Origin of the sequence: Paracidovorax cattleyae, assembly GCF_900104515.1 — a bacterium.
GTDB classification, from domain to species: Bacteria; Pseudomonadota; Gammaproteobacteria; order Burkholderiales; family Burkholderiaceae_C; genus Paracidovorax; species Paracidovorax cattleyae.
Genome location: NZ_FNJL01000030.1, coordinates 51,845 through 76,438 on the forward strand (window position 1 = coordinate 51,845; position 24,594 = coordinate 76,438).

The 24,594-nt window shown below is 68.0% G+C and carries 32 protein-coding genes; 6 read left to right on the forward strand and 26 right to left on the reverse strand.

Annotated features, from left to right (window positions below):
- Window positions 1-9 precede the first annotated feature (9 nt).
- A complete protein-coding gene (locus tag BLR05_RS20505) occupies window positions 10-480 on the reverse strand; it encodes an ATP synthase subunit I (protein ID WP_092838190.1) in 471 nt (156 codons plus the stop codon).
- Between the two features lie 222 nt (window positions 481-702).
- Here BLR05_RS20505 and BLR05_RS20510 point away from each other — a divergent pair, with 222 nt between their 5' ends.
- The 3 genes from BLR05_RS20510 to lipA are packed head-to-tail and all read left to right on the forward strand — an operon-like array spanning window position 703 to window position 2,725.
- Window positions 703-1,014: a YbeD family protein gene (locus tag BLR05_RS20510; protein ID WP_092838193.1), complete on the forward strand. Its 312-nt coding sequence runs from the start codon at window positions 703-705 to the stop codon at window positions 1,012-1,014.
- A 14-nt stretch (window positions 1,015-1,028) separates the two neighbouring features.
- Window positions 1,029-1,721 carry a lipoyl(octanoyl) transferase LipB gene (lipB, locus tag BLR05_RS20515; RefSeq protein WP_092838196.1) on the forward strand — a complete coding sequence of 231 codons (693 nt, stop codon included), beginning with the start codon at window positions 1,029-1,031 and terminating at the stop codon, window positions 1,719-1,721.
- Window positions 1,722-1,735: 14 nt separating this feature from the next.
- Window positions 1,736-2,725, forward strand: a complete 990-nt coding sequence (gene lipA / locus BLR05_RS20520; protein ID WP_092838199.1) for a lipoyl synthase — start codon at window positions 1,736-1,738, stop codon at window positions 2,723-2,725.
- Here lipA and BLR05_RS26645 read toward each other — a convergent pair.
- The 8 genes from BLR05_RS26645 to kdpF form a co-directional block, all read right to left on the reverse strand.
- Window positions 2,722-2,862 carry a hypothetical protein gene (locus tag BLR05_RS26645; protein WP_167361309.1) on the reverse strand — a complete coding sequence of 47 codons (141 nt, stop codon included), beginning with the start codon at window positions 2,860-2,862 and terminating at the stop codon, window positions 2,722-2,724. The two genes, lipA and BLR05_RS26645, sit on opposite strands and share 4 nt — an antisense overlap.
- Window positions 2,849-3,115: a hypothetical protein gene (locus BLR05_RS20525; RefSeq protein ID WP_225979061.1), complete on the reverse strand. Its 267-nt coding sequence runs from the start codon at window positions 3,113-3,115 to the stop codon at window positions 2,849-2,851. Before BLR05_RS20525 ends, BLR05_RS26645 begins: the two co-directional genes overlap by 14 nt.
- Window positions 3,116-3,352: 237 nt before the next feature.
- Entirely contained in the window at window positions 3,353-4,063 is a 711-nt protein-coding gene (gene kdpE / locus BLR05_RS20530) for a two-component system response regulator KdpE (protein WP_377777309.1), read from the reverse strand.
- Window positions 4,060-6,822 carry a DUF4118 domain-containing protein gene (locus tag BLR05_RS20535; protein WP_092838205.1) on the reverse strand — a complete coding sequence of 921 codons (2,763 nt, stop codon included), beginning with the start codon at window positions 6,820-6,822 and terminating at the stop codon, window positions 4,060-4,062. Before BLR05_RS20535 ends, kdpE begins: the two co-directional genes overlap by 4 nt.
- Before the next feature lie 61 nt (window positions 6,823-6,883).
- Window positions 6,884-7,537, reverse strand: a complete 654-nt coding sequence (gene kdpC / locus BLR05_RS20540) for a potassium-transporting ATPase subunit KdpC (RefSeq protein ID WP_225979060.1) — start codon at window positions 7,535-7,537, stop codon at window positions 6,884-6,886.
- A gap of 23 nt (window positions 7,538-7,560) precedes the next feature.
- The gene (kdpB, locus tag BLR05_RS20545) at window positions 7,561-9,693 is read right to left on the reverse strand and encodes a potassium-transporting ATPase subunit KdpB (protein WP_092838208.1); all 2,133 of its coding nucleotides are present in this window, start codon (window positions 9,691-9,693) and stop codon (window positions 7,561-7,563) included.
- A gap of 21 nt (window positions 9,694-9,714) precedes the next feature.
- On the reverse strand, window positions 9,715-11,520 hold the full coding sequence (gene kdpA, locus BLR05_RS20550; RefSeq protein WP_092838211.1) for a potassium-transporting ATPase subunit KdpA: 1,806 nt from the start codon (window positions 11,518-11,520) through the stop codon (window positions 9,715-9,717).
- Window positions 11,520-11,618 carry a K(+)-transporting ATPase subunit F gene (kdpF, locus tag BLR05_RS20555; protein ID WP_019703860.1) on the reverse strand — a complete coding sequence of 33 codons (99 nt, stop codon included), beginning with the start codon at window positions 11,616-11,618 and terminating at the stop codon, window positions 11,520-11,522. Before kdpF ends, kdpA begins: the two co-directional genes overlap by 1 nt.
- Window positions 11,619-11,954: 336 nt before the next feature.
- On the opposite strand from kdpF, the gene BLR05_RS20560 reads away from it, so the two are divergent.
- On the forward strand, window positions 11,955-12,761 hold the full coding sequence (locus tag BLR05_RS20560; RefSeq protein WP_092838214.1) for a TorF family putative porin: 807 nt from the start codon (window positions 11,955-11,957) through the stop codon (window positions 12,759-12,761).
- A gap of 21 nt (window positions 12,762-12,782) precedes the next feature.
- Here BLR05_RS20560 and ptsP read toward each other — a convergent pair whose 3' ends face one another.
- Genes ptsP through BLR05_RS20580 form a run of 4 tightly spaced genes read right to left on the reverse strand, consistent with a single transcriptional unit; the run spans window position 12,783 to window position 15,886 of the window.
- Window positions 12,783-14,561, reverse strand: a complete 1,779-nt coding sequence (gene ptsP / locus BLR05_RS20565; RefSeq protein ID WP_092838217.1) for a phosphoenolpyruvate--protein phosphotransferase — start codon at window positions 14,559-14,561, stop codon at window positions 12,783-12,785.
- 43 nt (window positions 14,562-14,604) lie between these two features.
- Complete coding sequence (locus BLR05_RS20570; RefSeq protein WP_092838220.1) at window positions 14,605-14,874, reverse strand: HPr family phosphocarrier protein; 270 nt, start codon at window positions 14,872-14,874, stop codon at window positions 14,605-14,607.
- A complete protein-coding gene (locus BLR05_RS20575; protein WP_092838223.1) occupies window positions 14,843-15,295 on the reverse strand; it encodes a PTS sugar transporter subunit IIA in 453 nt (150 codons plus the stop codon). Before BLR05_RS20575 ends, BLR05_RS20570 begins: the two co-directional genes overlap by 32 nt.
- 21 nt (window positions 15,296-15,316) lie before the next feature.
- The gene (locus BLR05_RS20580) at window positions 15,317-15,886 is read right to left on the reverse strand and encodes a hypothetical protein (protein WP_092838226.1); all 570 of its coding nucleotides are present in this window, start codon (window positions 15,884-15,886) and stop codon (window positions 15,317-15,319) included.
- A gap of 211 nt (window positions 15,887-16,097) precedes the next feature.
- Between BLR05_RS20580 and BLR05_RS20585 the strand changes: the two genes are divergently transcribed.
- Together BLR05_RS20585 and BLR05_RS20590 are read left to right on the forward strand one after the other, a co-directional pair.
- On the forward strand, window positions 16,098-16,601 hold the full coding sequence (locus BLR05_RS20585; RefSeq protein WP_092838265.1) for a peroxiredoxin family protein: 504 nt from the start codon (window positions 16,098-16,100) through the stop codon (window positions 16,599-16,601).
- An 88-nt stretch (window positions 16,602-16,689) separates the two neighbouring features.
- Window positions 16,690-17,181 (forward strand): GNAT family N-acetyltransferase, encoded by a 492-nt coding sequence (locus tag BLR05_RS20590; protein ID WP_092838229.1) that lies wholly within the window; start codon window positions 16,690-16,692, stop codon window positions 17,179-17,181.
- 105 nt (window positions 17,182-17,286) lie between these two features.
- On the opposite strand, the gene BLR05_RS20595 is transcribed toward BLR05_RS20590, so the two are convergent.
- The 13 genes from BLR05_RS20595 to tuf form a co-directional block, all read right to left on the reverse strand.
- Window positions 17,287-17,793 (reverse strand): peroxiredoxin, encoded by a 507-nt coding sequence (locus BLR05_RS20595; RefSeq protein WP_092838232.1) that lies wholly within the window; start codon window positions 17,791-17,793, stop codon window positions 17,287-17,289.
- Window positions 17,794-17,938: 145 nt separating this feature from the next.
- Window positions 17,939-18,208 carry a 30S ribosomal protein S17 gene (gene rpsQ / locus BLR05_RS20600; protein WP_092838235.1) on the reverse strand — a complete coding sequence of 90 codons (270 nt, stop codon included), beginning with the start codon at window positions 18,206-18,208 and terminating at the stop codon, window positions 17,939-17,941.
- 9 nt (window positions 18,209-18,217) lie between these two features.
- Window positions 18,218-18,415, reverse strand: a complete 198-nt coding sequence (rpmC, locus tag BLR05_RS20605) for a 50S ribosomal protein L29 (RefSeq protein WP_019703853.1) — start codon at window positions 18,413-18,415, stop codon at window positions 18,218-18,220.
- Between the two features lie 16 nt (window positions 18,416-18,431).
- Entirely contained in the window at window positions 18,432-18,848 is a 417-nt protein-coding gene (gene rplP, locus BLR05_RS20610; protein ID WP_011793529.1) for a 50S ribosomal protein L16, read from the reverse strand.
- A gap of 2 nt (window positions 18,849-18,850) precedes the next feature.
- Window positions 18,851-19,732: a 30S ribosomal protein S3 gene (gene rpsC / locus BLR05_RS20615; protein WP_092838238.1), complete on the reverse strand. Its 882-nt coding sequence runs from the start codon at window positions 19,730-19,732 to the stop codon at window positions 18,851-18,853.
- A gap of 15 nt (window positions 19,733-19,747) precedes the next feature.
- Entirely contained in the window at window positions 19,748-20,080 is a 333-nt protein-coding gene (gene rplV, locus BLR05_RS20620; protein ID WP_005796970.1) for a 50S ribosomal protein L22, read from the reverse strand.
- Window positions 20,081-20,090: 10 nt separating this feature from the next.
- Window positions 20,091-20,369, reverse strand: a complete 279-nt coding sequence (gene rpsS / locus BLR05_RS20625) for a 30S ribosomal protein S19 (protein ID WP_005796963.1) — start codon at window positions 20,367-20,369, stop codon at window positions 20,091-20,093.
- 10 nt (window positions 20,370-20,379) lie between these two features.
- Window positions 20,380-21,204 carry a 50S ribosomal protein L2 gene (rplB, locus tag BLR05_RS20630; protein WP_019703852.1) on the reverse strand — a complete coding sequence of 275 codons (825 nt, stop codon included), beginning with the start codon at window positions 21,202-21,204 and terminating at the stop codon, window positions 20,380-20,382.
- Complete coding sequence (gene rplW, locus BLR05_RS20635) at window positions 21,205-21,519, reverse strand: 50S ribosomal protein L23 (RefSeq protein ID WP_092838241.1); 315 nt, start codon at window positions 21,517-21,519, stop codon at window positions 21,205-21,207.
- Window positions 21,516-22,136, reverse strand: coding sequence for a 50S ribosomal protein L4 (gene rplD, locus BLR05_RS20640; RefSeq protein WP_092838244.1), 621 nt, complete (start codon window positions 22,134-22,136; stop codon window positions 21,516-21,518). The genes rplW and rplD overlap by 4 nt, the downstream gene beginning before the upstream one ends.
- Entirely contained in the window at window positions 22,136-22,810 is a 675-nt protein-coding gene (gene rplC / locus BLR05_RS20645) for a 50S ribosomal protein L3 (protein WP_011793522.1), read from the reverse strand. The genes rplD and rplC overlap by 1 nt, the downstream gene beginning before the upstream one ends.
- A 255-nt stretch (window positions 22,811-23,065) precedes the next feature.
- Window positions 23,066-23,377 (reverse strand): 30S ribosomal protein S10, encoded by a 312-nt coding sequence (gene rpsJ, locus BLR05_RS20650; RefSeq protein WP_003059431.1) that lies wholly within the window; start codon window positions 23,375-23,377, stop codon window positions 23,066-23,068.
- A 23-nt stretch (window positions 23,378-23,400) separates the two neighbouring features.
- Entirely contained in the window at window positions 23,401-24,591 is a 1,191-nt protein-coding gene (gene tuf / locus BLR05_RS20655) for an elongation factor Tu (protein WP_011793521.1), read from the reverse strand.
- Window positions 24,592-24,594: the final 3 nt, after the last annotated feature.

Genomic DNA, 24,594 nt, shown 5'->3' on the forward strand with positions numbered 1-24,594 from the left:
ACTCTTCTCTCAATCAATCGGTTTGCGGACACCGGACCGCACCATGAGCGCGATCCAGTACGTTTTCATCGTCACCACCATGCCGGCGAGCAGAGCCAGCCAGCTCAATCCCGGCACCAGCCGGGGCGCCGCCGCCAGCATGGCGACGGTCAAAGCAATCTTGACCAGCTCCCATCCGAAGAGACCCGCCAGGGCGCCCCCGGCGGAACATCTCCTGCGCGCCATGCCCCGGGCGAAGAGCGCTGCGGGAAGAACCACCGCCAGCGCTCCGTAACCCGTGGACCAGGCGACATGGGAGCGTCCGGTCACCACCCAGGCCACCAGGGCCGCAGCGAGCCCCACCACCGCCTGGCCTGCAACGATGCGCCAGATGGACATGGGTGGATGTCGCTGCCGCCATTCCTGCGCCTCGGCGGTAGAAAGGGGCTTGAAACCGGAATCCTCGACCTCAGTTCCAATGTCCGTAGCGTCTGTTTTCATGGTTGGTCAACGCCTGCTGGACGCCCGGCATCCGGGCTGGAACTTCTTACAAAGCCCTTGATTATAAGTAAAAACCCGTTGCATCCTGCAATGCCTCGGGGCGCGCGTGCGACAACGGCGCGCAACGGTGCACCCGTTGGGTGAACCAGGCCTCCTGCGGGCACCAGCGTGGCGCATCGCCACACCCCGGTGCCCATCCCCTGCTTCGCCGACAATCATCGCATGACACAGCCCCCCACCCCTTCCCCGGTGATCGGATCCGAGGGCGATCCGCGCAAGGAATCGCTCATCGATTACCCCTCCCGCTTTCCCATCAAGGTCATGGGCCGCAAGGCCGACGGGTTCGTCCATGCGCTGACCGAGGTGGCCCGCCGCTTCGATCCCTCGTTCGACGCCTCCACCATCGAGTTGCGTGACAGCCGCGAGGGAAATTACCTGGGCGTGACCCTCACGGTGACGGCGACCAGCCGCGAGCAGCTCGACGACCTGTACCGCGCGCTCTCTTCGCACCCGATGGTGAAGGTAGTGCTCTGATCCAGGCCACGGCGATGCAGGTGCGGATGCTCGGGCGGGTGGACTTGCGCGAAACCGTGGACGCCATGCAGGCGTTCACCGCGCAGCGCACCGACGACACGCCCGATGCGCTCTGGGTGTGCGAGCACGCACCCCATTTCACCCAGGGCCTCGCGGGCCGTGCCGACCACCTGCTGGCCCCCGGCGACATCCCCGTGGTCGCCACCAACCGCGGCGGGCAGGTCACCTTCCACGGGCCCGGACAGGTGGTGGCCTATCCGCTCGTCGATCTGCGGCGCGCCGGCTACTACGTGAAGGAATACGTCCACCGCGTGGAAGAGGCCGCGATCCGCACCCTCGCGCACTTCGGCATCACGGGCCACCGCGTGGCCGGCGCGCCGGGCATCTACGTGCGGCTGGACGATCCGCGCAACCACGCCATGCTGCCCCAGCGCCCGCAGAAGGCCGAACCTTCGGCAACCGCGGCCAGCCCCGATTTTTCCGGCCTGGGCAAGATCGCCGCACTCGGCATCAAGGTCTCGCGCCACTGCACCTACCACGGCGTGGCACTCAACGTGGACATGGACCTGGAACCCTTCTCGCGCATCAACCCTTGCGGCTACGCAGGGTTGCCGACCGTGGACCTTTCTACAATCGGCGTGCACACCACCTGGGACGAAGCGGCTTCCGTGCTGGCCAGCCAATTGGCCATCCGCCTCGCGCCCTGACCTCAGCACCAGCCATGAGCACTCCCGAAGTCGTGCGCGAAGCGCAATCCACCGTCGCCTACAACCCGCTCGCCAAGCAGAAGGCCGCCGCGAAGCTCTCGCGCATCCCCATCAAGGTGGAGCAGGGCGAGGTGCTGAAGAAACCCGAGTGGATCCGCGTCAAGGCCGGCTCGCCCACCACGCGTTTCTACGAGATCAAGGAGATCCTGCGCGAGCACAAGCTGCACACGGTGTGCGAGGAGGCCTCCTGCCCCAACATCGGCGAATGCTTCGGCAAGGGCACGGCCACGTTCATGATCATGGGCGACAAGTGCACGCGCCGCTGCCCGTTCTGCGACGTGGGCCACGGCCGGCCGGACCCGCTGGACAAGGACGAACCGCTGAACCTCGCGCGCACCATCGCCGCGCTCAAGCTGAAGTACGTGGTGATCACCAGCGTGGACCGCGACGACCTGCGCGACGGCGGCAGCGGCCATTTCGTGGAGTGCATCCAGAACATCCGCGCGCTCTCGCCCGCCACGCAGATCGAGATCCTGGTGCCTGACTTCCGCGGCCGCGACGACCGCGCGCTGGAGATCCTCAAGGCCGCGCCGCCCGACGTGATGAACCACAACCTCGAGACCGCGCCGCGCCTCTACAAGGAAGCGCGCCCGGGGTCGGACTACCAGTTCAGCCTGAACCTGCTCAAGAAGTTCAAGGCGCTGCACCCCGGCGTACCCACCAAGAGCGGCATCATGGTGGGCCTGGGCGAGACGGATGAAGAGATCCTGCAGGTAATGCGCGACATGCGCGCGCACGACATCGACATGCTGACCATCGGCCAGTACCTCGCCCCCTCCAACAGCCACCTGCCGGTGCGCCGCTACGTGCACCCGGATACGTTCAAGATGTACGAAGAGGAAGCCTACAAGATGGGCTTCACCCACGCCGCCGTGGGCGCGATGGTGCGATCGAGCTACCACGCGGACCAGCAGGCGCACGCGGCAGGCGTCCAGCCCGTCTAGTCCGTCTGGCCCTGTATCCGCCGGCCGGGGCGCCGCATGCTCCAGCGCACGATGCCCCAGGCGATGGCGAGCGGCATGAACAGCGCCAGGATGGCCATGCCGGCCTGGCACAGCGCCGGCACATCAGGCGTGGACACGGAACGCCTCCGGCGTCGGGGGGTTTTCGGGCCGTGGGCCGTCATGGGCCACGCAGCCGATCCGCCCGAATTCCGCCATCGGCAGGGCGGCCATGAGCCGGTGCATGCACTCGCCGATATCGGCCTCGCGCAGATGCAGATAGACCGTGCATACCGGCCGCACGGCATCCACCGACAGGCGGTAGGTGCCCAGCAGCGGCCCCAGCGCGGCATGCAGGCGCTGGCGCACGCGCAGTGCCGGCTCCCGTGCCATTCGGACCGGCAGGACCACGCCAGGCACCGCGGGGCGGGCACGGCGGGCACTGGAACACGCGGCGCCGGCAGCGGCACCCTCTTCGTCTGGAAATATCCGATGCAACAGCATGCTCTGGGGCTTCGTGCGGCGCGGAGCGCTTGTGCGAAGCAGGATGGAACAGGCCTTCAGTCTAGGAACGGCCGCATCAAAACGGCGTAAAAAGCGCGGTGCGCCGCGTCAATCCGCCGCAAAGCGTCAGGCGGCCAGGCGGTACCCCACCCCGGTCTCGGTCAGCAGGTGGCGCGGCTGCGCGGGGTCGGCCTCCAGCTTCTGGCGCAGGTGGCCCATGTAGATGCGCAGGTAGTGGCTCTGGTCGGAGCGCGCCGGGCCCCAGACCTCGCGCAGCAGCTGCCGCTGGGTGATGACGCGGCCCGCGTTGGCCACCAGGACGGTGAGCATGCGGTACTCGGTGGGCGTGAGGTGCACCACCGTGCCCCCACGCCGCACGAGGCGCGCCCCCCGGTCCACCTCGATGTCGCCGAAGCGGAACACGGGCTCGGAGGCTTCGGCCTGCAGGCCCTGCCCGGTGGCGGGGCGCGGCCGGCGCAGGTTGGCGCGCACGCGCGCGAGCAGTTCGCCCGTGCCGAAGGGCTTGGTGAGGTAGTCGTCCGCACCCGCATCGAGGGCGGCGATCTTGTCGGACTCGTCGGTGCGCGCGGAGAGCACGATGATGGGCACGGCCGACCAGCTGCGCACGTCCCGCAGCAGGGTCAGCCCGTCGCCATCGGGCAGGCCCAGGTCGAGCACCAGCAGGTCGGGCTGGCGCGTGCCGGCGGCCGACAGTCCCTCGCGCAGCGTGGCGGCCTCATGCACCTGCCAGCCTTCTTCCTCCAGCGCCCCGCGCACGAAACGGCGGATCTGGGGCTCGTCCTCGATCACGATCGCAGTACGCAGGTGCATGGTCATGGTGCAGGGTCGGGGGATGAGGGCTCGGGCGGCTCCACGGGCTCCGGCAGGGCCGGGGGATCGCGCCGGGGCAGCGTGACGGTGAATTCTGCCCCGGGGCCCGGCGACGCACCGGCAGCCGCGATATCGCCGCCGTGCGCCAGCACCACGGCCTTGCAGATCGCGAGCCCGAGCCCCACGCCCGGCGTGGCGGACTCGGCCTGCCCGCGGGTGAATTTCTCGAACAGCGTGTGCTCGCGCCCCCGCACCGCCGCGGGCAGGCCGGGGCCGTGGTCGCGCACGCGCAGGCGCAGTGCTCCGGGCAGAGCGGCAGCACCGATCTCGATCAGCGCGGCGCCGTACTTGGCCGCGTTTTCCAGCAGGTTCACGAGCACGCGCTCAATGAGCACCGCATCGAACTCCACCAGCGGCAGATCGGGAGGCAGCGCCGTGCGCACCTCCAGCGCGCCCAGCGCGGGCCGCGCCGCACGGATGGCCGAACCGACCACCTCCTCCACCGACTGCCAGTCGCGCCGCAGGTTTACGCTGCCGCCGGACAGGCCGCTTTCCAGGCGCGCCATGTCCAGCAGGTTGCTGACCAGGGCGTGCAACTGGTGGGCCTGCTGGACGATGGCGCGCGACGCCGACTGCAGCCCCTCGCCGGGCTGCGCCGGCAGTGACTCCGCCAGGGCGATGAGGGCGGTGAGCGGGGTGCGCACGTCGTGGGAAATGGCGCCCAGCAAGGCGTTGCGCAGGCGCTCGGACTCCATGTCCAGCACGGCGCTCTGCGCCACCTCCACGTAGTGGACCCGCTCCAGCGCGATCGCGACCTGCCGCGCGAGGGTGTCGAGATGGCGCGCCTGCTCGGGTATCAGCAGCCAGCGCGGATGGGCAGGCGCCAGGGCCAGCACGCCCCGCACCCGCATGGGCGCGGTGAGCGGCACGTAGCGCCAGCCCTGCGCGGCCAGCGTGCTGGTGCCCAGGCCCGCGCTCTGGCCGTGGCGCAGGGTCCAGTCGGCCACGCTCGGGTCGAACCCTGCAGGCAGTTGCGCGGGAAGCACGAGCCGGTCGCCCTCCCCCTGCGGGAGCACCACGGCCTGTCCGCCGAAATGCTGCTGCACGGCGGCGGTGCCGATCTCCACGACCTGCGATGCCTCCAGCGCGGCCGAGAGCTCGCGCGTGAGCTCGAACAGCGAACGCATGCGCTGCTCGCGCCCGGACGACACGCCCGCGGAAAAGCGCAGCCCGGCGGTCAACTGTCCGACGAGCAGTCCCACGCCGAGCATGACGACGAAGGTGACGAGGTACTGCATGTCGCTCACGGCGAACGACAGCTGGGGCGACACGAAGACGAAGTCGAAGGCCGCCACGTTGAGCAGCGCAGCCAGGGCGGCCGGCCCACGCCCGAAGCGCATGGCCACGCCCACCACGCCGAGCAGGTAGAGCATGACGATGTTGGTCAGTTCCAGCACGCCGGACAGCGGCAGTGCGAGCAGCGTCACGGCCACGCTCGCGGCGCCCGCGGCCCCGTAGCCGGGCCAGCGGGAGGACAACTGCTCGCCGTCCTCCTGCGCATCGCTCCCCTGCCGCCAGGATGCGGCCGGCAGGCGGCGGCTGCTGCCGGGCTCGCCTGCCTCCACGATGTCCAGTGCGGGCGCGGCGGTGCCGATGGCCTCCGCCGTCCCGGGCACCGGCCACCACCGCCACAGGCCGGACCGCCGGCGGGCACGGCCTACCACCAGGGTGGCGCAATTGAGCTGCCGCGCATGCTCCGCAAGCCCGGGCACCACGGCGTTGCCGGTGAGCACGGCGGTTTCCGCGCCCAGTCCCTCGGCCAGTTGCAGCACGGCCAGGATGCGGTCGCGCTGCGGGGCCGGAAGCCGCTGCAGCCGCGGCGTCTCCACATAGGCGGCATGCCAGCGCACGTTCAGCTGGCCGGCCAGGCGGGCCGCCGTGCGCACGGTGTGGGCGGCATCCTCGTGCGGCCCCACGCAGGCCAGCAGCGCGCCGGAGGTGTTCCAGGCCGGCGGCACGCCGTGGCCGCCGCCGGACTGCTCCACGCGCCATCCGCGCACGTCGTCCTCGACGTGCTCGGCGGTGCGCCGCAGGGCGATTTCGCGCAATGCGATCAGATTGCCCTTGCGGAAGAAATTCTGCGCCGCGCGCTCGGCCTGCTGCGGCAGGTACACCTTGCCCGCGGCCAGCCGCGCGGCCAGTTCGTCCGGCGTGGCATCGACGAGCACCACCTCGTCGGCCTCGTCGAGCACCGTGTCGGGCACGGTCTCGTGCACGCGCACGCCCGTGATCGCCCCCACCGTGCCGTTGAGGCTCTCCAGGTGCTGCACGTTGAGCGCCGTCCAGACCTCGATGCCCGAGGCCACGAGTTCCTGCACATCCTGCCAGCGCTTGGCATGGCGCGAGCCCGGCGCGTTCGAGTGCGCCAGTTCGTCCACCAGCAGCACGGCGGGCCGGCGCTGCAGCGCGGCATCGAGATCGAACTCGGTCCGCGTACGCCCGCGGTGTTCCAGCGCGCGCGCGGGCAGCACGGGCAGGCCGTCCAGCAGGGCCGCCGTTTCCGCGCGCCCGTGCGTCTCCACGACGCCCACGAGCACGTCGCGCCCTGCCTGCCGCTCGCGCTGCGCGGCGCTCAGCATGGACCAGGTCTTGCCCACGCCGGCATTGGCGCCGAAATAGATGCGCAGCTTGCCGCGCTGCACCCGCTGCTCCTCGGCACGCATTTGTGCGATGAGGGCATCGGGATCGGGACGGGGATCGGTCATGCGTGGAAAACGATGGGGGTCGGGCCGCAGCGGCATGCCACGGCACCGCAGTCTCCGGGATTCAGCGCGCCGCGTCGAGTGCCAGGTTGAGGGCCAGCACGTTCACGCCGGCTTCGCCCAGCCAGGGCAGGAGGGGCGCCTCGGTGTGCGAGCGCACCAGGGCTTCCACGCGCTCCAGCGGCAGGCCCCGCGCCCGGGCGACCCGGGGCGCCTGATAAAGGGCCGCTGCCACGCTGATGTGCGGATCGAGCCCGCTGGCCGACGCGGTGACGAGATCCACCGGTACGGGCGCCGTATTGCCGGGATCGGCGGCCCGCAGGGCGTCGATGCGTGCCTTGACCGCCTCGGCCAGGGCGGGGTTCGCCGGGCCGAGGTTCGAGCCGCCCGAGGCGCCTGCGTTGTAGGGCATGGGCGCGGTGGCCGAGGGTCGCCCCCAGAAATGCCCCGGCCCGGTGAAGTTCTGGCCGATCAGCCCGGACCCTACGACATGGCCGGCCTGGTCCCGGACGAGGCTGCCGGCCGCCTCGTGCGGAAAGGCGGACTGCGCCACGCCCGTCACCGCCAGCGGGTAGAGCACGCCGGTGACCAGGGACAGCAGGAAGAAGAGCACCAGCGCGGGCCGCAGCAGCGGTCCGCGGGCCGGAGCCTGGCCTTCGCCGGCCGGCGCAGCGGCCGGTGCGGACGCGCTCGCGGGGGATTGCAGGGAGGTATTCATGGTGGGTTCTCCGGAAGTTGCGCTCAGACGAGGCCCACGGCCGCGAGCGCCCAGTCGATGAGCTTGATCCCGATGAACGGCACGATGAGCCCGCCCAGCCCGTACACGGCGAGGTTGCGCCGCAGCAGCGCGGCGGCACCCACCGGCCGGTAGCGCACGCCCTTGAGCGCGAGCGGGATCAGGAAGACGATGATCAGCGCATTGAAGATCACCGCCGAGAGGATGGCCGACGACGGGCTGGCCAGCCGCATCACGTTCAGCGCGCCGAGCTGCGGATAGGTGGAGACGAACATCGCCGGGATGATGGCGAAGTACTTGGCCACGTCGTTGGCGATCGAGAACGTGGTGAGCGAGCCGCGCGTCATCAGCAACGCCTTGCCGGTCTCCACCACCTCCAGCAGCTTGGTGGGGTTGGAGTCCAGGTCCACCATGTTGCCGGCCTCCTTGGCGGCCTGCGTGCCGCTGCCCATGGCGACGGCGACGTCGGCCTGGGCCAGCGCGGGCGCATCGTTCGTGCCGTCTCCGGTCATGGCGACCAGGCGTCCTTCGGACTGGTAGCGGCGTATGAGGGCCAGCTTGTCCTCGGGCGTGGCTTCCGCGAGGAAGTCGTCCACCCCGGCCTCCGCGGCGATGGCCGCCGCCGTGAGCCGGTTGTCACCCGTGATCATCACCGTCTTGATGCCCATGCGCCGCAGCTCTGCGAACCGCGCCTGGATGCCGGTCTTGACGATGTCCTTGAGCTCCACCACGCCCAGCACGCGGCTGCCCTCCGCCACGGCCAGCGGCGTGCTGCCGCGGCGGGCCACGTCGTCCGCGGCGCGGGCCACCTCTGCAGGCATCGAGCCGCCCAGGGCGTCCACATACCGGGTCAGGGCCTGCACGGCACCCTTGCGCAGCGCCACGGGGTCCGCGCCCGCCCCGGCAGGCAGGTCCACGCCGCTCATGCGGGTCTGTGCCGTGAAGGGCACCAGCACGAGGCCTTCGCCGGCGCCTTCGCCGGCCTCGATGCCCTCGCGGCGCGCCAGTTCCACGATGCTGCGGCCTTCGGGCGTCTCGTCGGCCAGCGAGGCCATGAGCGCGGCCCGGGCCAGGTGCGCACGGGTCACGCCCGGTGCCGGCAGGAACGTGCTCGCCTGCCGGTTGCCGTGCGTGATCGTGCCGGTCTTGTCCAGCAGCAGCACGTCCACGTCGCCCGCAGCCTCCACGGCGCGGCCCGATGTGGCGATCACGTTCGCCTGCATCATGCGGCTCATGCCGGCCACGCCCACGGCCGACAGCAGGCCGCCGATGGTGGTGGGAATCAGGCACACCAGCAGCGCGATCAGCGCGGTGAGCGACACGACCGAGCCCGCGCCCGATGCCTGCACGCTGAAGAGGGAGAACGGCAGCAGCGTGACGGTCACCACGAGGAAGACGATGGTGAGCGCCACCAGCAGGATGGTGAGCGCCACCTCGTTGGGCGTCTTCTGGCGCTTGGCGGCCTCCACCATGCCGATCATGCGGTCGAGGAACGACTCGCCCGGGTTCACCGTGATGCGCACCACCAGCCAGTCGGAAAGCACTCGCGTGCCGCCCGTCACGGCGGAGAAATCGCCGCCGGACTCCCGCACCACCGGAGCGGATTCGCCGGTGATGGCGCTTTCGTCCACCGAGGCCATGCCCTCGATCACCTCGCCGTCGAGCGGGATCACGTCGCCGGCGTCCACCTGCACCACGTCGCCCCGGCGCAGGTTGGTAGCCTGCTCGGGCAGAAAGCGCGCGCCATGGCGCGGCTCGGAGAGCTTCTTGGCCCAGGTGTCCTTGCGCAGTCCGCGCAGCGAGGCCGCCTGCGCCTTGCTGCGGCCTTCCGCCAGCGCCTCGGCGAAGTTGGCGAACAGCACGGTGAACCACAGCCACACGGCCACCGCGAGGATGAACGCCGGGCGCATGCCCATGTCCTGCGCGGTAGTCAACGCCTGCAGCCACAGCAGCGTCGTGAAGATGCTGCCGATGAAAACGATGAACATCACCGGATTGCGCCACTGCACGCGAGGGTCCAGCTTGGCGAAGGCCTGCCACACGGCGGGGCGCACCAGAGCGGCATCGAACAGCGTGAGGTTCCGCGAGGGAACCGGGACCGCGGCGGGTGCCGTGGCCGGGGATTGGGGGGTCGTCATGTCGTTCTTCTCCTCGCCCGTTCACCGGGCCTGCAGCACCAGGTGTTCCACCACCGGGCCGAGCGCCAGCGAAGGCACGTAATTCAGCAGCCCCACGAGCAGCACCGTGAAGACCAGCAGCGCCACGAACAGCGGGCCATGCGTGGGCATGGTGCCGGGGCCGGGTGGCAACCGCTTCTTGGCGGCCAGCGAGCCGGCGATGGCCAGCACCGGCACGATCACGCCGAACCGGCCGAACCACATGGCCAGGGCCAGCAGCACGTTGTAGAACGGGGTGTTCGCGGACAGGCCGGCGAAGGCACTGCCGTTGTTGTTGGCGGCCGAGGTGAGCGCATACAGCACCTCGGAAAAACCGTGCGCTCCGGGATTCGCGATGCCGGCCTGGCCCGCGGCCGCCAGCACGGCGACGGCGGTGCCCACCAGCACGAGGATGGGGGTCACGAGAATGGCGACGGAGGTCAGCTTCATCTCGCGCACCTCGATCTTCTTGCCCAGGTACTCCGGCGTGCGCCCGATCATCAGCCCGGCGATGAACACCGCGAGGATGGCGAACACCAGCATGCCGTAGAGGCCCGTGCCGACGCCGCCGAACACCACCTCCCCGAGCTGCATGAGCACCATCGGCACCATCCCGCCCAGCGGCGTGAAGGAGTCGTGCATGCCGTTCACGGCGCCGCACGAAGCCGCGGTGGTCACCGCCGCGAACAGCGCGGAGGCGGAAATGCCGAAGCGCACCTCCTTGCCCTCCATGTTGCCACCGGCCTGCAGCGCGGAGGCCACGGGGTCGGCCCCCAGCGCGGACAGCGCCGGGTTGCCCGCCTGCTCCGCCGCCGTCACCGCGACCACGGCCACCACGAACATCAGGGTCATCGCGGCGAGGATGGCCGCGCCCTGGCGCCAATCCCCCACCACGCGGCCGAAAGCGAAGCACAGCGCCGCAGGGATCAGGAAGATCGCCAGCATCTGCGCGAAATTGGCGAGCGGCGTCGGGTTCTCATAGGGATGCGCCGAGTTGGCGTTGAAGAATCCGCCGCCGTTCGTGCCCAGCATCTTGATCGCCTCCTGCGAGGCGACGGGCCCCATGGGCAGGGTCTGCGCGCGGGTGCGGGCCTCGCGCGTGAGCGGGTTGCCGGACGCATCCTTCAAGGGTTGCCCCTGCGCGTCGAGCTGCGGATCCTGGTAGATGGTCGTCTCCACCGTGGTCACTTCCTGGTAGGGCGTGAAGTTCTGGATCACGCCCTGGCCCACGAAGAAGATCGCCAGCACGAACGACAGCGGCAACAGCACCCAGGCCGTGATGCGCACGATGTCCGCCCAGAAGTTGCCCACATGCCCGGCGCCATCGCCACCGCGCGTGGCGAATCCCCGCGCCAGTGCGAAGGCCACGGCAATGCCGGTCGCGGCGGACAGGAAGTTCTGTACCGACAGCCCGAGCATCTGCACGAGGTAACCCATCGTGGACTCGCCCGCATACCCCTGCCAGTTGGTGTTCGCCACGAAGCTCACGGCCGTGTTGAACGCGGAATCCCCCGAGACGGCGGGCAGGCCCTGCGGATTCAGGGGCAGCAGCCCCTGCAGGCGCTGCAGCGCGTACACGGCGAACACGCCCAGTGCATTGAAGGCCAGCAGCGCCAGCGCGTAATGGCGCCAGTGCATGCCCGCTTCCGGCCGCACGCCGGCCAGGCGATAGAGCGGCGCTTCCGCTCGGTGCATCCAGCCCGGCAGCCGCCCATCGCACACCGCGGCCAGGGCCCGGCCCAGCGGCCACGCCAGCAGGCCCAGCAGGATCAGAAAAAGGGCCAGCAGGCCCCAGGCGGAGGCAGTCATCAGAACTCCTCCGCGCAGATCAGCGCGAACACCAGATAGGCGAACAGCAGCACCGCGACGATGGCGCCGAAACCGTAGAGCACGTCGATGCCGATCATCGCGCGTCTCCCCGCGGCCGGCCATCGTGGCGACCCAGGATCACCACGGCCTCGGCCATGGCCACCCACAACGCCGCGATCGCGGCAACCCACAGCACATCCATGTCATGCACTCCAACAGCCCTTGCGGGCGATGGAGGCATTCTGGAAAGGCATCCGTAAAAAGTGTGCACAGCTTCCATGGGCACGCATAAACGCGGTGTAAAAACCGGGGGGCGGGCGGCTCCTTGATGGCGCATTGACGCGGCGTCCGGCCCTTTTGACACCGTTTTGACGCCCGCCTTCCTACGCTTTCGGCTTCCGATCCCAGCGCCGCCATCCGCGGCCTTTCCTGCCATGCGCCTCTCGCAACGTTTCACCCTGCCCCTCACGCTTCTCGCCGCCTGCCTGGCTGTCCCGCCCGCAGCCCGGGCCCAGCTCACCGTCAACCTCACCCTTACCACCAACTACAAGTTCCGGGGCCAGGACCAGGACATGCTCGATGCCGGTGGATTCGCCCGCGCGGGCGCCTTCAAGCCAGCCATTCAGGGCGGGCTGGACTACGCCTTCGGCGACAGCGGCTGGTACGTGGGCAACTGGAATTCCAGCGTGCACTGGCAGCGCGGCAACAGTTTGGAGAGCGACATCTACGGCGGCTGGCGCACCAAGGCGGGCCCGATCGACCTGGACCTGGGCGCCATGGCCTATCTCTACCCCGGCAACCGTGCCGGCAACACGCGCGAGGTGTACGCCAGCGCCGGCTACAGCGACGAAACCCTGGGGCAGTTCACGCTCAAATACGCCCGCGCAGTGTCGCGCGACTACTTCGGCTATGCCGGTGCCAGCAGCGGCTCGGGCCTGTCCGGCCTCGGCACGGGCTATGCCAGCCTGGCCTACAGCCGGGAACTGCTTACCCACCTGACACTCAAGGCCGGCGTGGGCTACACGCGCATGTCCGGCGACATACGGGCTCTCGGCCTGCCCAGCTACGTGGACTACCAGCTCGGCGCGGCCTGGGACTTCGGGGAAGGGCTTTCCCTCACGGGGGCCGTGCAGGGGGCCACGCGGGGCACGGCCTATGCCGCCGCCACCGGGCCGGGCGACGCGGGGCGATACCCTCCCAACCGGCGCCGCTTCATCGCCACGCTGACCAGGAGCTTCTGAGCCTGCCGACCGCGCCCGGCGTCAGCCGCCCAGCACGTCGGCCGGGCTGTCCGCGTCGATCACCGTGCGGGCCCAGGGCGCCAGCTTGCGGGTGTCCGAACGCAGCACTTCCTGCTTCACCGCCAGGATCTGTGCGGGATGCATGGAGAAGCTGCGCAAGCCCAGGCCCAGCAGCAGCCGCGTCATCGCCACGTCCCCCGCGGCCTCCCCGCAAAGGCACACGCTCTTGCCCTGCCGGTGGCCCTCCTCGATCACGTCGGCCACGAGCTGCAGCACTGCCGGATGCATGGGGTCGTAGAGGTGGGCCACGCTCTCGTCGGCCCGGTCGATCGCCAGGGTGTACTGGATCAGGTCGTTGGTGCCGATCGACAGGAAATCGAAATACTGCAGGAAGCGCCGCACGATCAGCGCCGCCGCGGGCACCTCGATCATCGCCCCGAGTTGCACCGGTCCATAGGGCACGCCGCGCGCATCCAGTTCCGCACGCGCCATGTCCACCTGCGCCAGCGTCTGCCGGATCTCCCCGACGTGGGCCAGCATCGGGAACAGCAGATTCACCGGCCCGTGCACGGCCGCGCGCAGCACGGCCCGCAGCTGCGTGCGGAACATGGACGGATCGGCCAGGCTCCAGCGGATGGCCCGCAGGCCCAGCGCCGGGTTGAGGTGGCTGGCAGCCTCCTTGGCGGCCTTGTGGTCCAGCGGCTTGTCCGCGCCCACGTCGATGGTGCGCAGCGTGACAGGCAGGCCCTGCATGCCCTCCACCGCGGCGCGGTAGGCCTGATATTGCTCTTCCTCGCCCGGCAGGTGGTCGCCGCGGCCCATGAACATGAATTCGCTGCGGAACAGCCCGACGCCCGCTGCGCCGGCACGCACGGCCGCGGCTGCGTCTGTCGGCTGCTCGATGTTCGCCAGCAGTTCGATGCGCTCGCCATCGAGCGTCACGGCCGGCGTGTGCCGCAGGCGGGACAGCCGCTCGCGCTCCAGTTCGGTCTGGCGCTGGCGGAAGCCGTATTCGGCCAGGATGATCGGCGACGGATCGACGATCATGATGCCGGCATCCCCGTCGATGATCACCCAGTCGTCCTGCCGCACCAGCTGGCTCGCGGCACGCGCGCCCACCACGGCGGGAATGTCCATGCTGCGCGCCACGATGGCCGTGTGCGAGGTCTTGCCGCCCACGTCGGTCACGAAGCCCGCGAACACGCTCTGCTTGAACTGCAGCATGTCGGCCGGAGAGAGATCGTGCGCCACCAGCACCAGCGGCACGTCCACCATGTCGCCGGGCAGCAGGTCCTGCTGCAGGCCCAGCGCGGCACTGCCGCGGCGCGGGCTGGAAGGCGGCGGCGCGACCGGGCAGGCCACGCCCTTCATGTACCGCAGGATGCGCTCGACCACCTGCTCCAGGTCGGCCTTGCGCTCGCGCAGGTATTCGTCCTCCATCTCGTCGAACTGGCGCGCGATGATCTCCAGCTGTGTGGTCAGCGCCCACTCGGCGTTGTAGAGGCGGTCCGTGATCCAGTGCTTGACGCCGCTCACGAGCGCTTCGTCCTGCAGCAGCATCAGGTGGACATCCAGCAGCGCGGCGAGTTCGGGCGGGGCATCGGCAGGCATCTCGGCCTGCAGGCGCTGCAATTCCTCGACCACGGCATTGCGCCCGTTGCGCACGCGGATGATCTCCGCGCGCACCTGGTCGGGCTCGATGAAATAGTGCGCGACGTCCACGCGGCTCGAGGCCACCAGCACCGCGCGCCCGATGGCAATGCCGCGGGCAACCGCCAGGCCGTGGACGGCGAATGTCATCGGAGGCCTCCGGAACGGGCTGCGGATGGGGTCATTCCCGGCCTCACTCTCCCTCGCCGAACTTGCCGTCGACGAGCGCGCGCAGCGCGTCCATCGCTTCCTGCTCCTGCGGGCCGTCGGTCTCGATCGAGACTTCGGTGCCGATGCCTGCGGCCAGCATCATCACGCCCATGATGCTCTTGGCATTCACGCGGCGCTCGCCCCGGGCCATCCACACCTCGCAGGGAAAGCTGCCCGCCAGCTTGGTGAGCTTGGCCGATGCCCGGGCGTGCAGGCCCAGCTTATTGCTGATGGTGATATTCGTCTTGATCATGGTGGGACCGTCGTGTCTGGTTCTGGGGTGCGGCGACAGCGACCTGCATCACCCCCTGGGTGCCGCCCGCGACCGCGCGGGCGACGAGCGCCTCGAGCGGCTCGCGGCGGTAGCTCACCGCGCGCAGCAGCATCGGCAGGTTCACCCCGGTGACCAGCCGCGAGCGCTCCCCGTCCACGAGGCGCTGGGCCACGTTGCAGGGTGTCGCGCCGAACACGTCCGTCAGCACGAGGAAGGGGGCGTCCTCGCCCGCCCCGTCCAGCAGGATGCGCGCAGCGGCCAGGGTGTCCTCGGGAGGGGCATTCGGATGCACGTCGAGCGCCAGGATGTCGTCGGCGGTATCGGGAAACACATGGAGGGCGCAGGCGCGCAGCGCATGGGCCAGCGGGGCATGGGCGATGAGGAGGATGCGCGTGCTCATGGGGAGATCAGGTGAGCCGCATTATCGCAATGCGAGCCCGGGGAAAAACGTGTCCGCCACCGCAGCCCGCGGCTGCGGGCTGTAGATCACCGCGTGGAAGAGCCGCATCCGCGGCCCGCCTTCGGCGGCCTCGGCCCGGGCGAACCATGCGGCATCCACCGCCACCGCGGAACCCTGGCCGGGTGCGGCGCCACGCGCCTGCAGGCGCACGGATTGCGGCAACGGCAGCGCACCGGGAGGCGTGAACGGGGCGCCGGGCCCCGCCGCGTCCACCGGCACGCCGATACGCGCCAATGTCGCCGCACGCCACTGCGCGAGCACCACGCCCGCCTCGGCGGCGCCAGCGCCTTGCGGCAGCGCCATGTGGGACACGGCGAAGGTGGCGCCATCGGCATCGCACCCGGCCATGGAAAGCTCCACGGAGCGCCCCTGCAGCTCAACGGGCCGCACGGCATGTTCCGGCTTGCACGGCAGCAGCGCGGTCAGGCCGGCGTCGTCCATCCGCACGGAGCGCCAGTCCAGCGATGGACTGCAGCCCCCGAGCGACAGGGCGCCGGCCAGCAGGATCCAGGGCGTGCGGTTGCGCGACATGCCGGCATTATGGGCGGGAGCCCGGGCGCCCGCCCCTCCTCATGGCGGACGGCAGCCCGCTGGCGGTTGACGCGCATCAAGCCCGAACTTTTCTGCCGTCCGCATGCTCCACCAGCGGCATGCGCCGGACCGCCCCGTCCGGCACAATGGCAGCCGTGCGCCGCGTTTCGCGCGCCGCGCGGCCTGAACGGACGGATGGAAGGACGGCATGATGGGCTTGAAGCATTGGATCGGCGCCGCCGCGGTCGCGGCCTTCGTGGGTGTGGGCGCCTTCGTCTTCCTGGGCGCGGGACGCTCCCAGGCACCTGAATCCACCTTCGTTCTGCTGGACGGCAGCCGCCAGACCACCGCAGACCTCCGCGGCAAGGTGACCCTCGTGAACTTCTGGGCGACCAGCTGCACCACCTGCGTGGCCGAGATGCCGCAGATCGTGTCCACCTACGGCAAGTACCGCGACCGTGGCTTCGACACGCTGGCCGTGGCCATGAGCTACGACCCGCCGAGCTACGTGGTGAACTTCGCGCAGACCCGTCAGCTGCCCTTCAAGGTGGCCATCGACAACACCGGAACGGTGGCCAAGGCCTGGGGCGACGTGCAGCTCACCCCCTCGACCTTCATCGTGAACAAGCGCGGCGAAATCGTGAAGAGCTATGTGGGCGCCCCGGACTTCGCGGAACTCCACCAATTGATCGAACGGCTCCTGGCCGAAACGTGATCCTCCGCGCGGCGGGCACCGGGCCGGTGGCGGTGCATTCAGGCATGCCATTACACTGGTTCCCACTGCCATCCTCCCGACGCTTCCCGTGGACCAGCCCTCCATCGCGCTCCTCACGCCCTGCCAGCCCGCCGAAATGGAGCCCGTGCGCGCCATCTTCCGTGAATACGGCGACAGTCTGGGCATCGACCTGCAGTTCCAGGGCTTCGATGCCGAGCTGGCTGACCTGCCCGGCGACTATGCCCCGCCGCGGGGGCAGATCCTGCTGGCCGAGGTGGACGGCGCGGTCGCAGGGTGCTGCGCCCTCCGGCCGCTGGACACTGCCGACTACCCGAACGCAGCCGAGATGAAGCGCCTGTACGTGCGCAAGGCGTTCCGCGGATTCGGCCTCGGGCGGCAACTGGCGGAAGCCATGCTGGACGTGGCCCGGCAGGCGGGCTACGCCAGCGTGCTTCTGGACACGCTGGACGGCATGGAGTCTGCGCGGGCCCTCTACGCCGACCTGGGTTTCGAGGAAATCCCGCCCTACTACCACAACCCCATCGCTGGCTCGCACTACCTCAAGGTCGATATCGACTGAGAGTGGCCGCCGGCAGGGCCTGGAGCGGTTCACGCGGTTCCAGCGAAGCGGTTCCGGCGAGGCGGGCTCCAACGAACGGCGCCAGAAGGGCCGTGCGGCCCGCTCTCAGCCGCGGGCCTGGGCCAGCAGCGTGTCGGCGTCGCTCACCTCGAACTTGCCGGGCGCCTCGATATTCAGCGAAGCCACCTTGCCGTCCTTGACCAGCATGGAATAGCGATTGCTGCGCAGGCCCAGGCCCTTGCCGTTGAGGTCCAGCGTCAGGCCGGTGGCCTTCGCGAAGGCAGCATCGCCGTCGGCCAGCATGCGCACCTTGCCGTCGGTCTTCTGGTCGCGCGCCCAGGCGCCCATGACGAAGGCATCATTGACGCTCAGGCACCAGATTTCATCCACGCCGGCCGCCTTGAAGGCGTCGGCCTGCTCGACATAGCCCGGCACGTGCTTGGCGGAGCAGGTGGGCGTGAAAGCGCCCGGCACGGCGAACAGCGCGATCGTCTTGCCGGCCGAGGCCTTCGCGACATCCACGGGGTTGGGGCCGATGCTGCAGCCTCCGCCCTCGACTTCCGAGTACTCCATCAGCGTCACGGCGGGCAGCGCTTCTCCGATCTTGATCATGCTTTTTTCTCCAGTTGGGGGGATGGTGAATGGGATGGGCCAGCCGGTGCGCCACGAACGCAGGCACCGGCGCCGGAAATAAAAAAACGGCCCACGATTGTGGGCCGTTTCTGGAGGGCGTGTCGCCGGAAGAGTGGAGAACCACTCAGACCAGGGCAGCCTTCTGGACCAGGCGGGTCGCAACCCAGTTCTTGGTCTTGGAGAGCGGGCGGCTTTCCGTGATCTCGATCGTGTCGCCCAGCTTGTACTCGCCGTTCTCGTCGTGCGCGTGGTACTTGCTCGACTTGATCACGATCTTGTCGTAGATCGGGTGCTTCACGCGGCGCTCGACGAGCACCGTCACGGTCTTCTCACGCTTGTCGCTGACCACCTTGCCAACCAAGGTGCGCTTGAGGGATTTTTTAGCTTCCGTCATGTCGGCTCCTTACTTGGCGGCTTGCTTTTCAGCAAGGATGGTCTTGGCGCGGGCGATGTCGCGGCGCGTGATGCGCAACGTGCCAGTGTTGCCCAGTTGTTGCGTGGCCTTCTGCATGCGCAGGCCGAAATGGGCCTTCTGCAGCGACTTGATCTCGGCCTCCAGGCCGGCGACGTCCTTCTGGCGCAGTTCAGCAGCTTTCGTCATTTGTCGATTCTCCTGATCAGGCGCCGATCTGGCGGCTCACGAACGTGGTGCGCAGCGGCAGCTTGGCGGCAGCCAGGCGGAACGCTTCGCGGGCCAGCTCTTCAGGAACGCCCACGATTTCGAAGACGATCTTGCCGGGCTGGATCTCGGCCACGTAGTACTCGGGGTTGCCCTTGCCGTTACCCATCCGCACTTCTGCGGGCTTGGTGGAAATCGGCTTGTCGGGGAACACACGGATCCAGATGCGGCCGCCACGCTTCACGTGACGGGAGATCGCACGGCGTGCGGCCTCGATCTGGCGGGCCGTCAGGCGGCCACGGTCCGTGCACTTCAGGCCGAAGTCGCCGAACGCCACCGAGTTGCCCCGGGTGGCGACGCCGGTGTTACGGCCCTTCTGCTCTTTGCGGTATTTGCGACGAGCGGGTTGCAGCATCGTTATTCTCCTTTGCCGTCCGCTGCTGTAGCGGGCGCGTCAACCTTGCGAACGCGCTTAACGGCGGTGTTATCGGCGCCACCGGCACCGGCGGGCTTGTCGCTGCCATCGGCCGGAGCGGCATTGCCACCCATGGGACGACGGGGACCACGGCCTGCACCGGCACGGTCGCCACCAGGGCGGCCATCACGGCGGGGACCGCGGGGGCGGCGCTCTTCTTCCGGACGGGGCGTCTCGGCCACCGGCAGGTCGTTGCGGCCCAGCGTATCGCCCTTGTAGACCCACACCTTCACGCCGATCACACCATAGGTGGTCTTGGCTTCGGAGGTGCCGTAGTCGATGTCGGCGCGCAGGGTGTGCAGCGGCACACGGCCTTCGCGGTACCACTCGGTGCGGGCGATTTCGATGCCGTTCAGGCGGCCGGCGGACATGATCTTGATGCCCTGGGCGCCCAGGCGCATCGCGTTCTGCATCGCGCGCTTCATGGCGCGGCGGAACATGATGCGCTTTTCGAGCTGCTGGGTGATCGAGTCGGCGATCAGCTTGGCATCGATTTCGGGCTTGCGCACTTCCTCGATATTCACAGCGACCGGCACGCCCAGGCGGGAGGCGAGTTCCTTCTTCAGGTTCTCGATGTCCTCGCCCTTCTTGCCGATCACCACGCCGGGGCGTGCCGAATAGATCGTGATGCGGGCGTTCTTGGCAGGACGTTCGATCAGGATGCGCGACACGGCGGCGTTCTTCAGCTTGGCCTTCAGATACTCGCGCACCTTGATGTCTTCGGCCAGCATGCCGGCGAAGTCACGGTTGCTCGCGTACCAGCGGCTGGCCCAGTTGCGGCTCACGGCCAGACGGAAGCCGGTAGGATGGATTTTCTGTCCCATATTCTTCCTTTGGCCTCAGTTGCCGACCGTCACGTACACGTGGCAGGTGGGCTTGCTGATGCGGTTGCCGCGGCCTTTGGCGCGGGCCGTGAAGCGCTTGAGCGTCGTGCCTTGTTCGACGTAGATGGTCTTGACCTTCAGTTCGTCGATATCGGCGCCGTCGTTGTGCTCGGCATTGGCGATGGCGGACTCGAGAACCTTCTTGACGATGCCGGCAGCTTTTTTCTGCGTGAACGTCAGGATGTTCAGGGCCTGGTCGACCTTCTTGCCGCGGATCAGGTCCGCAACCAGACGGCCCTTGTCCACCGACAGGCGGACGCCACGGAGGACAGCACGTGTTTCAGACATGTTCTGCTCCTTATTTCTTCTGGACCTTCTTGTCCGCGGGGTGACCCTTGAAGGTGCGCGTCAGGGCGAATTCGCCCAGCTTGTGGCCCACCATCTGGTCGGTGACATAGACCGGCACGTGCTGCTTGCCGTTGTGCACGGCAATGGTCAGGCCGATGAACTCGGGCAGGACCATGGAGCGACGCGACCAGGTCTTGACTGGTTTCTTGTCCTTGGTGGCGACGGCCTTTTCGACCTTGGCCAGCAAGTGGTGGTCAACAAACGGACCCTTTTTGAGAGAACGAGTCATTTGTTATCCCTTACTTCTTGCGGCGCGACACGATCATGACCTGTGTGCGCTTGTTGTTGCGGGTGCGATAGCCCTTGGTCAGATTGCCCCAAGGATCGACAGCATGGCGGCCTTCGCCGGTGCGGCCTTCGCCACCACCGTGCGGGTGATCCACCGGGTTCATGGCCACGCCGCGGACGGTCGGGCGGATACCCATCCAGCGCTTCACACCGGCCTTGCCCAGTTGGCGCAGGCTGTGTTCTTCGTTGGCGACTTCACCGATGGTGGCGCGGCACTCGATATGGATCTTGCGCACTTCGCCGGAGCGCATACGCACCTGGGCGTACGTGCTTTCGCGGGCCAGCAGGGTGGCAGACGTGCCGGCGGAACGGGCGATCTGGGCACCGGCACCGGGCTTGAGCTCGATGCAGTGGATCGTCGAACCCACGGGGATGTTGCGGATCGGCAGCGTGTTGCCCACGCGGATCGGGGCCTCGGAGCCGCTCACGATGGTGGCGCCGACTTCCAGATTGCGGGGAGCGATGATGTAGCGGCGCTCGCCGTCGGCATAGCACACCAGGGCGATGTGGGCCGTACGGTTCGGGTCGTACTCGATGCGCTCGACCTTGGCCGGGATCGCATCCTTGTTGCGCTTGAAGTCCACCACACGGTAGTGGTGCTTGTGACCACCGCCCTTGTGGCGGGTGGTGATGTGACCGTTGTTGTTGCGGCCGGACTTCTGGTGCTGGGGTTCCAGCAGCGCAGCGAAAGCCTCGCCCTTGTACAGGTGGTCACGCGTCACCTTCACCACGGCACGTTGGCCGGGCGAGGTGGGTTTCATCTTGATGACTGCCATTTAAGCGGCCTCCCCGGACAGGTTCAGCTCTTGACCTTCCTTCAGCGTCACATAGGCCTTGCGCACGTTGTCGCGGCGGCCGATGGTCTTGCCAAAGCGCTTGGTCTTGCCTTTGGTGTTCACCACAGAAACGCCCTTGACCTCGACCTTGAACATCAATTCCACGGCGGCCTTGATTTCGGGCTTGGTTGCGTTCTGCAGCACCTTGAACGTCACAGCATTGGACTTCTCGGCAACCATGGTGGCCTTCTCGGACACGATGGGAGCGACCAGAACCTGCATCAGACGGCCTTCGTCAAACTGGGTCGTGCTCATGCGAACATCTCCTTGAGTTTGTCGATAGCGCCCTTGGTGACGAGCACTTTCTTGTAATGCACCAGCGACACCGGATCTGCATAACGCGGTTCGACGACGAACACGTTCTTCAGGTTGCGGGAAGCGAGGTACAGGTTTTCGTCCACTTCATCGGCGATCACCATCACCGATTGCAGGTTCATGGCCTTGAACTTGTCGGCCAGCGCCTTGGTCTTCGGGCTTTCCACCGTCAGCGAATCCACCACGGCCAGGCGGCCTTCGCGGGCCAGCTGCGACAGGATGGACGCCATGCCGGCGCGGTACATCTTCTTGTTGATCTTCTGCGTGAAGTTTTCTTCAGGCAGGTTCGGGAAGATGCGACCGCCCCCACGCCACAGCGGCGAAGAGGTCATACCGGCACGTGCGTTGCCGGTGCCCTTTTGCTTGAAGGGCTTCTTGGTCGAGTGGCGAACCTGTTCCCGGTCCTTCTGCGCGCGGGTACCCTGGCGGGCATTGGCGCGGTAGGCCACGACGATCTGGTGGATCAGGTCTTCGTTGTACTGGCGATCGAACACGGTTTCGGGCACGTCGATCTTGGACGCGGCCTGGCCTTGGTCATTCAGGAGTTCGAGCTGCATTAGTTCGCTCCTTGGGAAGCTTTGGCCTTGACGGCGGGACGCACGGTCACGAAGCCGCCCTTGGAGCCCGGAATGGCGCCCTTGATCAGGAGGAGCTGGCGTGCCTCGTCGACGCGGATGACGTCGAGGTTCTGCGTGGTGGTGGTGGCGTCGCCGAGGTGGCCCGTCATGCGCTTGCCGGGGAACACGCGACCGGGATCCTGCGCCATGCCGATGGAGCCGGGCACGTTGTGCGAACGGCTGTTACCGTGCGACGCGCGCTGCGAGGCCATGTTGTGGCGCTTGATCGTGCCGGCGTAGCCCTTACCGATCGAGGTGCCTTGCACATCGACCTTCTGGCCCACGGAGAACACGTCCGCCACGGGCACTGCAGCGCCGGTGGCGTACTTGCCAGCGGTTTCTGCGGTCACGCGGAATTCACGGATGATTTCACCGGCTTCCACACCTGCCTTGGCAAGGTGGCCGGCTTCGGGCTTGGTCACGCGAGATGCCTTGCGCGAACCGAACGTGACCTGCAAGGCCACGTAGCCATCGTTCTCTTGGGTTTTCACCTGGGTCACGCGGTTGTTGGACACATCCACCACCGTGACGGGCACTGCGTCCCCGTCATCGGTGAACAGACGCATCATGCCCACCTTGCGGCCCAGCAACCCGAGGGAGTTGCTCAGACTCATTGGTTGTTCTCCAAAGCTTCCGCCGCCCCGACTTCAATTGGCCAGGACGTTTGCACGACGGGCGCAGGCCTCGACGGCTTGGCACCAATGTGCGCGAAAGAAGGTTGATAAAACTTCGCAGCCTTGCACCCGCTTATTCGGACGCAAAAATGCGAAGCCTCAAAGTATAACGCGGACTGCCTTTGCAGGCAAGTCCGCGTTGGAAGCACGGCACACCCCGGCCGGGGTGCGCCATGCAAGGGTGCTGCGCAGTGCTTACTGCAGCTTGATCTCGACGTCCACGCCGGCCGGCAGGTCGAGCTTCATCAGCGCGTCCACGGTCTTGTCGGTGGGATCGACGATATCCATCAGGCGCTGGTGCGTGCGGATCTCGAACTGGTCGCGCGACGTCTTGTTGACGTGGGGCGAACGCAGGATGTCGAAACGCTTCATGCGCGTCGGCAGGGGCACGGGGCCCTTGACGATGGCGCCGGTGCGCTTGGCGGTATCAACGATCTCGGCGGCGGACTGGTCGATCAGCTTGTAATCGAAAGCCTTCAGGCGAATGCGGATCTTTTGCTTGGACATGGCGGATTCCTTATTGCTCGAATTTAAGCAATGATCTTGGCCACGACGCCGGCGCCGACCGTACGGCCGCCTTCGCGGATGGCGAAGCGCAGGCCTTCTTCCATGGCGATGGGGTTGATCAGCTTGACGGTGATCGACACGTTGTCGCCGGGCATGACCATTTCCTTGTCGGCCGGCAGCTCGATGGCGCCGGTCACGTCGGTCGTGCGGAAGTAGAACTGCGGACGGTAGTTGTTGAAGAAGGGCGTGTGGCGGCCGCCTTCGTCCTTCGACAGCACGTACACCTCAGCCGTGAAGTGGGTGTGGGGCTTGATGGAGCCGGGCTTGCACAGCACCTGGCCGCGCTCGACGTCTTCACGCTTGGTGCCGCGCAGCAGCAGGCCGACGTTGTCGCCAGCCTGGCCCTGGTCCAGCAGCTTGCGGAACATTTCCACGCCGGTGCAGGTGGTCTTTTGCGTATCGCGGATACCGACGATTTCGATTTCCTCGCCGACCTTGATGATGCCGCGCTCGACACGGCCCGTCACCACGGTACCGCGACCGGAGATGGAGAACACGTCTTCCACGGGCATCAGGAAGGCACCGTCCACAGCGCGCTCGGGCGTGGGGATGTAGGTGTCCAGGGCTTCGGCCAGCTTGTCGATGGCTTGCTCGCCCAGGGGGCCCTTGTCGCCTTCGAGGGCCAGCTTGGCCGAGCCGCGCACGATGGGGGTGTCGTCGCCAGGGAAGTCGTACTTGTCGAGGAGTTCACGCACTTCCATTTCGACGAGCTCGAGCAGCTCTTCGTCGTCCACCATGTCGCACTTGTTCAGGAAGACGATGATGTAGGGCACGCCCACCTGGCGGGCCAGCAGGATGTGCTCGCGCGTCTGGGGCATCGGGCCGTCGGCGGCCGAGCACACCAGGATGGCGCCGTCCATCTGGGCAGCACCGGTGATCATGTTCTTGACGTAGTCGGCGTGGCCGGGGCAGTCCACGTGGGCGTAGTGGCGGTTGGCCGTCTCGTACTCCACGTGTGCCGTGTTGATGGTGATGCCGCGGGCCTTTTCTTCGGGCGCTGCGTCGATTTCGTCGTACTTCTTGGCTTCGCCGCCGAACTTGGCGGACAGCACCGTGGCGATCGCTGCCGTCAGCGTCGTCTTGCCATGGTCCACGTGGCCGATCGTGCCCACGTTCACGTGGGGCTTGGTACGTTCGAACTTACCTTTTGCCATTTC

What these genes read in the sequence shown, in the direction of transcription:
- rplV (WP_005796970.1), bottom strand. Translation starts at nt 20,080, where the DNA reads ATGTCTGAAACACGTGCTGTCCTCCGTGGCGTCCGCCTGTCGGTGGAC.
- BLR05_RS20510 (WP_092838193.1), top strand. Translation starts at nt 703, where the DNA reads ATGACACAGCCCCCCACCCCTTCCCCGGTGATCGGATCCGAGGGCGAT.
- rpsJ (WP_003059431.1), bottom strand. Translation starts at nt 23,377, where the DNA reads ATGTCCAAGCAAAAGATCCGCATTCGCCTGAAGGCTTTCGATTACAAG.
- rpsS (WP_005796963.1), bottom strand. Translation starts at nt 20,369, where the DNA reads ATGACTCGTTCTCTCAAAAAGGGTCCGTTTGTTGACCACCACTTGCTG.
- kdpB (WP_092838208.1), bottom strand. Translation starts at nt 9,693, where the DNA reads ATGACGACCCCCCAATCCCCGGCCACGGCACCCGCCGCGGTCCCGGTT.
- kdpA (WP_092838211.1), bottom strand. Translation starts at nt 11,520, where the DNA reads ATGACTGCCTCCGCCTGGGGCCTGCTGGCCCTTTTTCTGATCCTGCTG.
- BLR05_RS20580 (WP_092838226.1), bottom strand. Translation starts at nt 15,886, where the DNA reads ATGTCGCGCAACCGCACGCCCTGGATCCTGCTGGCCGGCGCCCTGTCG.
- rplB (WP_019703852.1), bottom strand. Translation starts at nt 21,204, where the DNA reads ATGGCAGTCATCAAGATGAAACCCACCTCGCCCGGCCAACGTGCCGTG.
- rplP (WP_011793529.1), bottom strand. Translation starts at nt 18,848, where the DNA reads ATGCTGCAACCCGCTCGTCGCAAATACCGCAAAGAGCAGAAGGGCCGT.
- rplW (WP_092838241.1), bottom strand. Translation starts at nt 21,519, where the DNA reads ATGAGCACGACCCAGTTTGACGAAGGCCGTCTGATGCAGGTTCTGGTC.
- BLR05_RS20560 (WP_092838214.1), top strand. Translation starts at nt 11,955, where the DNA reads ATGCGCCTCTCGCAACGTTTCACCCTGCCCCTCACGCTTCTCGCCGCC.
- lipA (WP_092838199.1), top strand. Translation starts at nt 1,736, where the DNA reads ATGAGCACTCCCGAAGTCGTGCGCGAAGCGCAATCCACCGTCGCCTAC.
- kdpC (WP_225979060.1), bottom strand. Translation starts at nt 7,537, where the DNA reads ATGAATACCTCCCTGCAATCCCCCGCGAGCGCGTCCGCACCGGCCGCT.
- rplC (WP_011793522.1), bottom strand. Translation starts at nt 22,810, where the DNA reads ATGAGTCTGAGCAACTCCCTCGGGTTGCTGGGCCGCAAGGTGGGCATG.
- BLR05_RS20570 (WP_092838220.1), bottom strand. Translation starts at nt 14,874, where the DNA reads ATGATCAAGACGAATATCACCATCAGCAATAAGCTGGGCCTGCACGCC.
- rpmC (WP_019703853.1), bottom strand. Translation starts at nt 18,415, where the DNA reads ATGACGAAAGCTGCTGAACTGCGCCAGAAGGACGTCGCCGGCCTGGAG.
- lipB (WP_092838196.1), top strand. Translation starts at nt 1,029, where the DNA reads ATGCAGGTGCGGATGCTCGGGCGGGTGGACTTGCGCGAAACCGTGGAC.
- rpsC (WP_092838238.1), bottom strand. Translation starts at nt 19,732, where the DNA reads ATGGGACAGAAAATCCATCCTACCGGCTTCCGTCTGGCCGTGAGCCGC.
- kdpE (WP_377777309.1), bottom strand. Translation starts at nt 4,063, where the DNA reads ATGACCATGCACCTGCGTACTGCGATCGTGATCGAGGACGAGCCCCAG.
- rpsQ (WP_092838235.1), bottom strand. Translation starts at nt 18,208, where the DNA reads ATGACGGAAGCTAAAAAATCCCTCAAGCGCACCTTGGTTGGCAAGGTG.
- kdpF (WP_019703860.1), bottom strand. Translation starts at nt 11,618, where the DNA reads ATGATCGGCATCGACGTGCTCTACGGTTTCGGCGCCATCGTCGCGGTG.
- BLR05_RS20575 (WP_092838223.1), bottom strand. Translation starts at nt 15,295, where the DNA reads ATGAGCACGCGCATCCTCCTCATCGCCCATGCCCCGCTGGCCCATGCG.
- BLR05_RS20505 (WP_092838190.1), bottom strand. Translation starts at nt 480, where the DNA reads ATGAAAACAGACGCTACGGACATTGGAACTGAGGTCGAGGATTCCGGT.
- rplD (WP_092838244.1), bottom strand. Translation starts at nt 22,136, where the DNA reads ATGCAGCTCGAACTCCTGAATGACCAAGGCCAGGCCGCGTCCAAGATC.
- BLR05_RS20525 (WP_225979061.1), bottom strand. Translation starts at nt 3,115, where the DNA reads ATGGCACGGGAGCCGGCACTGCGCGTGCGCCAGCGCCTGCATGCCGCG.
- BLR05_RS20585 (WP_092838265.1), top strand. Translation starts at nt 16,098, where the DNA reads ATGGGCTTGAAGCATTGGATCGGCGCCGCCGCGGTCGCGGCCTTCGTG.
- tuf (WP_011793521.1), bottom strand. Translation starts at nt 24,591, where the DNA reads ATGGCAAAAGGTAAGTTCGAACGTACCAAGCCCCACGTGAACGTGGGC.
- ptsP (WP_092838217.1), bottom strand. Translation starts at nt 14,561, where the DNA reads ATGACATTCGCCGTCCACGGCCTGGCGGTTGCCCGCGGCATTGCCATC.
- BLR05_RS20535 (WP_092838205.1), bottom strand. Translation starts at nt 6,822, where the DNA reads ATGACCGATCCCCGTCCCGATCCCGATGCCCTCATCGCACAAATGCGT.
- BLR05_RS20595 (WP_092838232.1), bottom strand. Translation starts at nt 17,793, where the DNA reads ATGATCAAGATCGGAGAAGCGCTGCCCGCCGTGACGCTGATGGAGTAC.